9 protein-coding genes are annotated in these 9327 nt (G+C 69.8%); 5 read left to right on the top strand and 4 right to left on the bottom strand.

The window, feature by feature from the left end:
• Positions 1-1230: 1230 nt before the first annotated feature.
• Together E2493_RS20695 and E2493_RS20690 are read right to left on the bottom strand one after the other, a co-directional pair.
• Positions 1231-1890: a murein L,D-transpeptidase catalytic domain family protein gene (locus tag E2493_RS20695; RefSeq protein ID WP_167737677.1), complete on the bottom strand. Its 660-nt coding sequence runs from the start codon at positions 1888-1890 to the stop codon at positions 1231-1233.
• A 234-nt stretch (positions 1891-2124) separates the two neighbouring features.
• Entirely contained in the window at positions 2125-2736 is a 612-nt protein-coding gene (locus tag E2493_RS20690; RefSeq protein ID WP_225421630.1) for a murein L,D-transpeptidase catalytic domain-containing protein, read from the bottom strand.
• 148 nt (positions 2737-2884) lie between these two features.
• On the opposite strand from E2493_RS20690, the gene E2493_RS20685 reads away from it, so the two are divergent.
• From E2493_RS20685 to E2493_RS21505, 4 genes are all read left to right on the top strand, one after another.
• Positions 2885-3937, top strand: coding sequence for an ATP-dependent DNA ligase (locus E2493_RS20685; RefSeq protein WP_135090644.1), 1053 nt, complete (start codon positions 2885-2887; stop codon positions 3935-3937).
• The gene (ligD, locus tag E2493_RS20680; RefSeq protein WP_167737676.1) at positions 3934-4815 is read left to right on the top strand and encodes a non-homologous end-joining DNA ligase; all 882 of its coding nucleotides are present in this window, start codon (positions 3934-3936) and stop codon (positions 4813-4815) included. Before E2493_RS20685 ends, ligD begins: the two co-directional genes overlap by 4 nt.
• Before the next feature lie 69 nt (positions 4816-4884).
• Positions 4885-5427, top strand: a complete 543-nt coding sequence (gene msrA / locus E2493_RS20675) for a peptide-methionine (S)-S-oxide reductase MsrA (RefSeq protein ID WP_135090640.1) — start codon at positions 4885-4887, stop codon at positions 5425-5427.
• Between the two features lie 31 nt (positions 5428-5458).
• The gene (locus E2493_RS21505; RefSeq protein ID WP_167737675.1) at positions 5459-5614 is read left to right on the top strand and encodes a hypothetical protein; all 156 of its coding nucleotides are present in this window, start codon (positions 5459-5461) and stop codon (positions 5612-5614) included.
• Positions 5615-5713: 99 nt separating this feature from the next.
• Here E2493_RS21505 and E2493_RS20670 read toward each other — a convergent pair whose 3' ends face one another.
• Complete coding sequence (locus E2493_RS20670; protein WP_135090638.1) at positions 5714-6673, bottom strand: L-threonylcarbamoyladenylate synthase; 960 nt, start codon at positions 6671-6673, stop codon at positions 5714-5716.
• 47 nt (positions 6674-6720) lie between these two features.
• Here E2493_RS20670 and E2493_RS20665 point away from each other — a divergent pair, with 47 nt between their 5' ends.
• A complete protein-coding gene (locus E2493_RS20665; RefSeq protein WP_135090636.1) occupies positions 6721-8439 on the top strand; it encodes an acyl-CoA dehydrogenase in 1719 nt (572 codons plus the stop codon).
• Positions 8440-8460: 21 nt separating this feature from the next.
• Here the strand turns inward: E2493_RS20665 and E2493_RS21500 are convergent.
• Positions 8461-9327, bottom strand: an 867-nt coding sequence (locus E2493_RS21500) for a hypothetical protein (protein WP_167737674.1), incomplete at its 5' end; no start/stop codon positions are given.

Genomic DNA, 9327 nt, shown 5'->3' with positions numbered 1-9327 from the left:
TGGGAGGCGCAGGGCAGGCCGCGGGATCGGGAAGCTCGCTTTCCGGGAACGAGGTCAAAAAGGGATCCCATCCGGTTCTGCCGGACGGGAGACCAGGGACCTCGAGAGCTTCGGCTCGAAAGGCCCGCCGCGGCGGAAGGAGCCTCGCTCCGACGGCCGTGGAAGGCGCCACCAGGGCTTCGGCCGGAAAGGGCGTCGATCGGCACCGCCGATGCTCCGGCAGACGCGGGGTCGAGAGGGACGCGAGAAGCCCCGGCTGATCGCGAAACTCGAAAGGTGGACCGGAAGGGAGCTTCGGTTTCCGGACGGGCAGCCGAACCGGATCGCAGTGGGTTCGCCCGCCACGAGACGGAAAGACGCTCGCGAGGCTTCGGCCGAACGCGCGTCGATCGGGACCGCGGATGCTTCGGCAGAGGCGGGATCGAGAGCGAAGCGGGAAGCTCCGGCTGATCGCGGAACTCGAAAGGTGCGCCGGACGGGGATCTCGGTCTCCGGCAAGGCAGCCGCACCGGATCGCGATGGGTTCGCCCAGGACGAGACGGAAAGACGCCAGGCTTCGGCCGAAAGCGCGTCGATCGGGACCGGCGATGCTTCGGCAATGCCGGGATCGAGAGCGAAGCGAGAAGCCCCGGCTGATCGCCAAACTCGAAAGGCCAGCCGAACGGGGATTTCGGTCTCCCGACGGACAGCCGAGCCGGATCGGACGGGTTCGCCCGTCAGGAGAAGGCGGACGCGAAGGGGGCTTGCTCCCGGCGCGGACCGACCCGGGCAGACAGGAGGCTCAGGCCTTCGATCGAGCCGGGCCGGCGGGAAGGAGGAAGCTTCGGCTTCATCCCGAAGGCCGGACCTTCGAACGAGGACGGCGTGCCGTTCGACTTCGGAGACGGGAAAAGGTGCGTGCGGCCTTCGGGCCCACGCCCTTGACCCAGAGGGAACCGCCGGGGCTTCGGCCCCGACGGGACCCGGAAGCGGACTGGCCCAGGATTGCAAGATCGAGGGCCGCGACGCTTCCTCACACGGGGAGAGCCGGCGCTTGCGCAAGGCTCGAACCACCCGCCCAGCGGGACGCCGCGCCGGCAGGCGTTGCATGGAGCTGGGACAGTGGGGGCTGGTGGCGACACCAGCCCCCATTACGTCGGGGCTGATCCTGCGCCTGCGAGGCTTGGCGAGGGCGGCGCGGCATGCGCCACCCCGGAAGCGCCGGCGATACGGGCCGCCGGCGTTCGCCGTTCAGGCGAGCTTGTCGGCGTAGATCAGATGGCCGGGGCCGAGCCGGCGCAGCACGTCCTGCAGGCTCGCGTACGAGAAAGCGAAACAGCCCTCCGACCGGCCGAGCTTGCCGTGATCGCGAATGACTTCGGGCTCCGCATACCAGGCGCTGTGCACGACGATCGCGCGGCCCTCGGCATTGTTGTTGCGGTCTTCGAGGCCCTTCAGCTTCATCGAGCGGCCGTATTTGCCGTAATAATAGTCGCCGGTGAGATAGGCGCCCGCCGAGGTGGCGTTCGAGCCATAGGCGTTGGAGAAGCGCTCGAGATAGCCGCTGTGATCCGGATCGGACCCGCGGCCGTGCGCGACGTAGTGGCTGGTCACCTTGCCGGTGTTGGTCTCGAGGATGAAGAAGCGATGCTCGCGCGAGGGCATCGAAAAATCGGTGATGGCGACCAGCTCGGTGTTGCGGATCCGCTTGCGGTTCGCATCGAAGGCGGCACGGGCGCGGGCGAGCAGCCGCGGATCGATGGCGGGATCGACCAGAACGCGCGGGCGCGCCGGAACCGCCGCCGCTGCCGCCTTGCGCGGGGCCACCGGCGCGTTGCCATCCTTCAGGCCGGCAACGATCTGGGCGAGGCTCTGGCCGTTCGCTGCCGTCGCCACCATGAGCCCGGCCACGCCGCCGGCACCAAGCATTTGCCTGCGAGAATAAAGCAAAATTGTCCCTCCGCTATGCCCCCGGATATAGCGGAAAAATGGTTACTTTAGAATGAATTGGCCGTTCAGGTCGGGGCCGTGTCCGCAACGCTTCGCCGCGCTCGCCGCACGGCTTACCGGGTAAAGCGTCCTGAATCGGGAACCGGTGGCGAGCACGCCTGATGCGCGGCGCCCTAGCCGTTAACCTGCCGGGATCTAGATCTTCTCGGCGTAGAGCAGCCGTCCGGAACCGAGTCTGGTCATCGCTTCGGCGTGGCTGATGCCGGGGAGGGCGAAGCAACCCTCGGAACGGCCGAGCTTTCCGAAGGTCTCGGCGACCTTTGGCTCGGCATACCAGGCGCTGTGCACGACGATCGAGCGCGCCAGAGCATTGCTGTTCGAGGCATCGAGGCCGAACAGCCGCATCGACCAGCCATATTTGCCGGTATAGGAATCGCCGGTCAGATAGGCGCCTTCGGAGGTGGCTTCCGATCCGATCTCGTTGGAAAAGCGCTCCAGCCAGCCGAGATGCCCTGGATCGGAGCCGCGGCCGTGGGCGACGAGATGCTGGGTGGTGAACGCCGAGCGCAGGTCGACGATGTAGAAGCGCGGCTCGCGCGAGAAGCGGTTGAAATCGGCGATCCCGATCACGTCACGCATCTTGATCCGGTCGCCATGGGCTTCCAGCGCCGCCAGAGCGCGGGCGCGCAGCGCCGGATTGATCGACGGCTGCGGCGGCGCAACCGTGGCGAAGACCTTCGCCGGCACGGCGGCGACCGCGCCGGTGGCGGCGACCGCGTTGAGAAATGATCTGCGTGTAAGCGACACAAGCACCCTCCGAAGCTGCCCCTTTTGCCAAAACCGTCTCGCGGCCTCAACGATCTGGGTGAGAGTCGGATGCAGCCCGCCGCAGGATGGAATCCACTCGCCGCATAACTGTTCGGAACCGGAACGGAGTGACGGGCGTCTGTTGAGCATGAACGGATTCTATTCTCTTTCGGTGAAGCCCGGGCTCGCGCCGATGGAGGCAAAGCTCGTCGATGCGCTTCCCGAAGAAGAGGGCTGGCGATTCGAGCCGAAGTGGGACGGCTTTCGCTGTCTCGTCTTTCGCGACGGCGGCGAAGTTCACCTGCAATCGAAATCGGGTAAGCCGCTCGGCCGATATTTTCCCGAGATCGTCGAGAGCGTTCGTGCGATGGAGGCCGATCGGATCGTGCTCGACGGCGAGCTGATCATCCCGATCGGCGGCATCCTGTCGTTCGACGCGCTGCAGTTGCGGCTCCATCCGGCGGAGAGCCGCGTCCGCCGGCTCGCCGCCGAGACGCCGGCCCAGCTCATGCTGTTCGACCTGCTGTTCTCGAAGGAGACGAGCTATGTCGACGCGCCGCTCGAGCACCGCCGCCGCGCCCTCGAGATCGTCCATGCCGCCGAGCGGCGGCCCGATCTGCTGCTCTCGCCTTATACCGACGATCGCGGGGTGGCGCAGGGATGGCTCGACCGCGCCGGCGGCGCGCTCGACGGCGTCGTCGCCAAGCGCAGGGACGGCGCCTACGAGCCCGGCGAGCGCGCCATGCTGAAGATCAAGCAGTTGCGCAGCGCCGACTGCGTCGTCGGCGGCTTTCGCTACGGCAGCGGCAGCCGGCAGGTCGGCTCGCTCCTCCTCGGCCTGTTCAACGACGAGGGGAAGCTTGATCACGTCGGCTTCACCTCGGCGCTCCCGGCCGAGGGGCGGGACGCGCTCACCGCCCGGCTCGAGGCGCTGATCGGACCGCCGGGCTTCACCGGCGACGCGCCGGGCGGGCCGAGCCGCTGGTCGACCGAGCGGACCGGCGAATGGGAGCCGCTGCGGCACGAGCTCGTCGTCGAGGTCCGCTACGATCACGTGACCGGCAAGCGCTTCCGCCACGGCACGCGTTTCCTGCGCTGGCGCCCGGACAAGGCGCCCGAGCAATGCCGGATGGACCAGCTCCAGCCGGAGGCGCCTCCGGCCGAGCTGGTCGCGGACATGACGGGAGCGGAGACGGCGTGAGCGAGGAGCGGTTCGTCGAAGGGGTGCGGCTCAGCAACCCCGACAAGATCCTCTATCCGGAGCAGGGGATCACCAAGAGCGACCTCGCCGATTATTACGTCGCGGTCGCGGACCGGATCCTGCCCCATGTTGCGCTGCGGCCGATCACGATGGTCAGGTGCCCGACCGGCCAGGGCAAGAAATGCTTCTACCAGCGCCACGCCGGCTCCGGCGTGCCGGAGCAGCTTGGCGAGGTGACGGTGCCCGGGTTCGACGAACCCTATCTCTATGTCCGCGATCTGCCCGGGCTGATCGCAATGGTGCAGATGGGCGTGCTCGAGATGCATCCCTGGGCCGTCACCGTCGCGCACCCAGACCGGGCGGACCGGATCATCTTCGATCTCGATCCCGACGAGGGCCTCGGCTTCGCGGAGGTGATCGCGGCGGCGATCGAGGTGCGCGAGCGGCTGTCCGCGCTCGGCCTCACCAGCTTCGTCAAGACCACCGGGGGCAAGGGCCTGCACGTCGTCGTGCCGATCGAGCCGACCGCCGAATGGCGCGAGGTGAAACGCTTCGCCAAGGGCGTCTCGGCGGAGATGGCCGCCGATGCGCCAGAGCGCTATTTGACCAAGATCTCCAAGGCGGAGCGGGCCGGGCGGATCTTCATCGACTATTTGCGCAACGATCCTACCTCGACCGCCGTTGCGCCTTATTCCACCCGATCGCGCCTTGGCGCGCCCGTCGCGATGCCGCTGACCTGGGACCAGGTCCGCGACGGGCTCGACCCCTGCGCCTATACGATCGCGACGGTACCCGGGCTGATCGCGGCGCAGGCGGCCGATCCCTGGGCCGGGATGCTCGAGGTTCGGCAGCGCCTGCCCGACCAGCCGCGCGCCTGAGCTGTTTCTCGCCGGCCTGCTTGCCGTCGGCGCGCCGCGCCCTATGTCGGCGGCAAAGGAGAATAGACGATGGAACAGGCGACGCTGGCGGGCGGGTGCTTCTGGTGCACCGAGGCGGTGTTCAAGGACGTGATCGGAGTGACGGACGTCGAGAGCGGCTATATCGGCGGCCACGTTGCGAACCCGAACTACAAGCAGGTCTGCGGCGGCGACACCGGCCATGCCGAGGCGATCCGCGTCACCTTCGATCCCGAGGTGATCAGCTATGACGACATTCTGGACCTGTTCTTCGCGACGCACGATCCGACCCAGCTGAACCGGCAGGGCAACGACATCGGCACGCAATATCGCTCTGCGGTCTTCCCGAAGGACGAGGCGCAGGAGGCGGCGGTGCACCGCGCGATCGAGCGCGCCCGCGCCGACTGGCCGGCGCCGATCGTCACCACCATCGAGCCGATGGGCGAGTGGTGGCCGGCGGAGGACTATCATCAGGATTATTGGGAGGGAGAAGGGCAGCGCAATCCTTATTGCCTGTCGGTCATTCCGCCCAAGCTGAGGAAGCTGCGCAAGAGCTTCGCCAATCGCGTGAAGAGCGAGGCCGCGGCCGAGTGACGGCGCGGGTGATGCAGAGGGAGCGGCAGGGATGAGCATCGCGGTTCGGCACGACATCGCCTATCTGATCATCTTCGTGATGGCGGTCGCGGCGTTCGCGGCAGCCTATTTCCAGCGATCGCGACGACGCGCGCGCCGCCTTTCCAGCAATCGCATCGACATCGGAGCCGGTCGCCGGGAGCCCTGAGCGACGCGCCTGGCGCCCGCCGTCAGTCGCCCAGGCGCGAAAGCGTGAAAGCGGCCAGCCCGCTGACCACGCCCCAGAAGCCGGCCTGGAGCGCGAGGCTCACCGGTCCGCCTCCCGCGGCGCGGCGGCGCGGGCGAGCCGATCGTTGATCGCCGCGCCGAGGCCGTGCCGCGGGATCGGCGCCACCGCGATTCTCGGCCTGTCCGCCTCCTCGGCGCGATGCAGCGCCTCGAACAGCCGCGCCGCCGCCTCCTCGAGATCGCCCGACGCGCTCAGACTGTCGTCCCCGGCGACTTCCCCGAAGCCGATCAGCCACTCGTCCGGCGCCGGCGCGACGGCCTCGAGGCGCAGCGGCTTGGCCGGCGCATAATGGCTCTTGAGCTGACCTGGCGCCTCGATGCCGCCGGCCGCCGCGCCCTGGGGCAGGCCCGCTGCGGCGGCGATCGCCTCGATCGGGATCGGCCCGGCGCGAAGCAACGCGATCCGTCCCTCGGGAAAGCCGACGATCGTGGATTCGAGGCCGAGCGCGGTCTCGCCGCCGTCGATCACGAGCCGTATCCGGCCGCCGAGGCTCTTCACGACATGCTCGGCGCGGGTCGGGCTGATCGCGCCGCTGGCGTTGGCCGAGGGCGCCGCGAGCGGCCGCGCCGCCGCGGCGAGCAGCGCACGCATCGCCGGATGGGCCGGGCAGCGGATCGCGACCGTGGGCAGCCCGGCCGTCACCGCTCGGGCAAGCCGCGCGCCGGGGCGAACCGGGAGGACCAGGGTCACCGGGCCGGGCCAGAAAGCCGCGGCGACGGCGCGCGCCGCATCGCCGAACAGCGCGATGCTCTCGGCCTCTTCGAGGCCGGAGACGTGGACGATCAGCGGGTTGAACGAAGGCCGGCCTTTGGCCGCGTAGATGCGGGCGACGGCTTCGTCGCTGGTCGCATCGGCGGCGAGGCCGTAGACCGTCTCGGTCGGAACGGCGACGGGCCAGCCGTCGATCACCAGGCGCGCCGCCTCGGCGATCGCGGCGGTGCCGAAGGGCAGCAGGCGTGTGTCGTTTTGCCGGTCCACGCCCGCGCGCTATAGCGGCTGGCAATCCCACGCAACCTGAGGCCAGCATGACCTATACGCCGCCCGTCGCCGAACAGTCCTTCCTGCTGCGCCACGTGGTCGGCATCGACGCGCTCGCCAGCCACCCGAGGTTCGGGGAAGCGACGCCCGATCTGGTCCAGGCGATCCTCGAAGGCGTGGGCGCGCTCGCCGCCGGCACGTTCGCGCCGCTCAACCGCGTCGGCGACGAGATCGGCGCGACATGGACGCCGGACGGCGTGACCCTGCCGCCGGGGTTCCGCGAGGCGTATCGCGCCTATGTCGACGGCGGCTGGGGGACGCTGGCCGGCCCGCCCGAGCATGGCGGGCAGGGGCTGCCGCTCGTCCTCGCGAGCGTGGTGCTGGAGGATCTCGGCTCCGCCAACATGGGCTTCTCGCTGGTGATGATGCTCAGCGCCGGCGCCGTCGAGGCGCTGAAGCACCACGGCTCCGCCGAGCTGCAGCAGCTTTGGCTGCCGAAGCTGGTGACGGGCGAGTTCAGCGGCACGATGAACCTCACCGAGCCGCAGGCGGGCTCGGACGTCGGTGCGCTGAAGACCAAGGCGGTGCCGAACGGCGACGGTCGCTGGCGGATCAGCGGCCAGAAGATCTTCATCACCTTCGGCGAGCACGATCTTGCCGAGAACATCGTTCACCTCGTCCTCGCCCGCACGCCCGACGCGCCGCCCGGCACGCGCGGCATCTCCCTGTTCCTGGTGCCCAAGTTCCTGCCCGCCGCCGATGGCTCGCCCGGCGCGCGGAACGACGTCCGCTGCGTCTCCATCGAGCACAAGATGGGCATCCACGCCTCGCCGACCTGCGTGATGTCCTATGGCGACGAGGATCGCTGCATCGGCTGGCTGATCGGCGAGGAGCAAGGCGGTATGCGCGCCATGTTCACGATGATGAACAATGCCCGGCTCAACGTCGGCCTGCAGGGCGTGTCGATCGCCGAAGCCGCGACCCAGGCGGCGGTCGCTTATGCCTCCGGGCGCGTGCAGGGCGCGCGGGACAGCCGGCCGGCGGCGATCCTCCAGCATCCGGACGTGCGCCGCATGCTGCTGCGGATGAAGGCGCTCACCCAGGCGGCACGCGCCCTCGCTTATTATGCGGCCGGCCAGACCGACCGCGCGACGCTGGGCGACGCGGCGGCGAAGGCGCGGGCCGATCTGCTCACGCCGCTGGTCAAGGCCTATGGCACAGACGTCGGAGTCGAGGTGGCGAGCCTCGGCGTCCAGGTCCATGGCGGCATGGGCTATATCGAGGAGACCGGGGCCGCCCAGCACCTTCGCGACATCCGCATCGCCCCGATCTACGAGGGCACCAACGGCATCCAGGCCGCCGACCTGGTCGGCCGCAAGATCGGGCTCGACGGCGGCGAGGTCCTGGCCGCGCTGCTGCGCGACATCGCGGCCGATACCGAGGACGAGCCGGCGCTTCGCGCGCTGGCGGCAACCGCCGACGGCGCCGCGAAGCATCTGCTTTCCGCTTCGCCCGACGATCGGCTCGCCGGCTCCTACCCGTTCCTGACGCTGCTCAGCATCCTGGTGTGCGGCTGGCTGATGAAGCGCCAGCTCGACGCGCTCGAACGCGATCCGGAACTCGATCCGAGGTTCGCATCGATGAAGCGGGCCGCGGCGCGATTCTACATCGATCGGGTCGTGCCCGAAGCTCTCGGCCTGGCCGCCGGGGCGACGGCGGGCGCCGCACTGCTCTACTCGGTGGAAGAGGACGCCTTCGCCGCCTGACCGCCGGTCAGGTGCCGCGCCTCAGGCGACGTGGGCGAGCTTGGTCGGGCGCTGGCCGACCGAGCGGTAGATGCGCGGTCCCTGGTCGAGCCGGAAGGCGCCCATCTTCTCGGACGGCTGGTCTCCCTCGCGGCCGACGAGCCACGAGCGGGACGTCCGGCCGGTGCCGCCGTCCGCCCAGTCATAGGCGACGTTGATCGCGATCACCGGCACGAACAGCCTGCGGCCCTGGAGCTCGATCTCGCGCACGTCGGCCTTGGAGAGGGTGAGCCCGGCGGAGAGGCGAAGCACCTCGCCCGGTGGGATGGTGACGTGCGGCGACCCGCTCTGCTCGTGGATCGCGCCCTTCAGAAAAGCGTCGATTTCGCTCTCGCCATTGGCGTTGAACATGCGGCTGTCGATGCGGATGTTGCGCGCCTCGGCGTCGCCGACGTTGCGAATCGCCATGTCGAACTGGACCAGGGCCTCGCGCTCGGTGGCCGCGGCGCGTTCCGGCTTGAACTCGATCTCCAGCCGCGCCCGGGGCGCTGCCGGCACCGGGCGCACCGGCGCGACCACCGGCACTTCCGGCACGGGGGGAGTCTCGGCCGCGACCGCCTCGATCTCGCCTGCCGTGGCGGTGTAGCGCCGGCGCCGCCTCAGGCCGAAAGCGAGGGCGGCGAGCAGCGCAAGGCCCGCAGGAATGGCCAGCCATGACCAGTTGAAGCCGTCCGCTGGGGCGGCGGCCGCCGGCGCCTGCTGCGGCGCTGCCGCGACCGGAGCGGCCTCGTTCTGGACCGACGGCACGGGCGCCGGAATCGGCTCAACGGGCGCGGCCGTCGGCGCTTCGACGGCCGGAGCGGTCTCGGGCGCGGCCTGGCGCGGCGCGCTGGGGGCGGCGACGGGCCG

Source organism: Sphingomonas parva (ex Maeng et al. 2020) (assembly GCF_004564275.1).
GTDB lineage: Bacteria > Pseudomonadota > Alphaproteobacteria > Sphingomonadales > Sphingomonadaceae > Allosphingosinicella > Allosphingosinicella parva.
Note: the sequence above shows the minus strand (reverse complement) of the source record. Positions and strands in the feature narration are given on the sequence as shown.

What these genes read in the sequence shown, in the direction of transcription:
- E2493_RS20685 (WP_135090644.1), top strand. Translation starts at nt 2,885, where the DNA reads ATGAACGGATTCTATTCTCTTTCGGTGAAGCCCGGGCTCGCGCCGATG.
- msrA (WP_135090640.1), top strand. Translation starts at nt 4,885, where the DNA reads ATGGAACAGGCGACGCTGGCGGGCGGGTGCTTCTGGTGCACCGAGGCG.
- E2493_RS21505 (WP_167737675.1), top strand. Translation starts at nt 5,459, where the DNA reads ATGAGCATCGCGGTTCGGCACGACATCGCCTATCTGATCATCTTCGTG.
- E2493_RS20665 (WP_135090636.1), top strand. Translation starts at nt 6,721, where the DNA reads ATGACCTATACGCCGCCCGTCGCCGAACAGTCCTTCCTGCTGCGCCAC.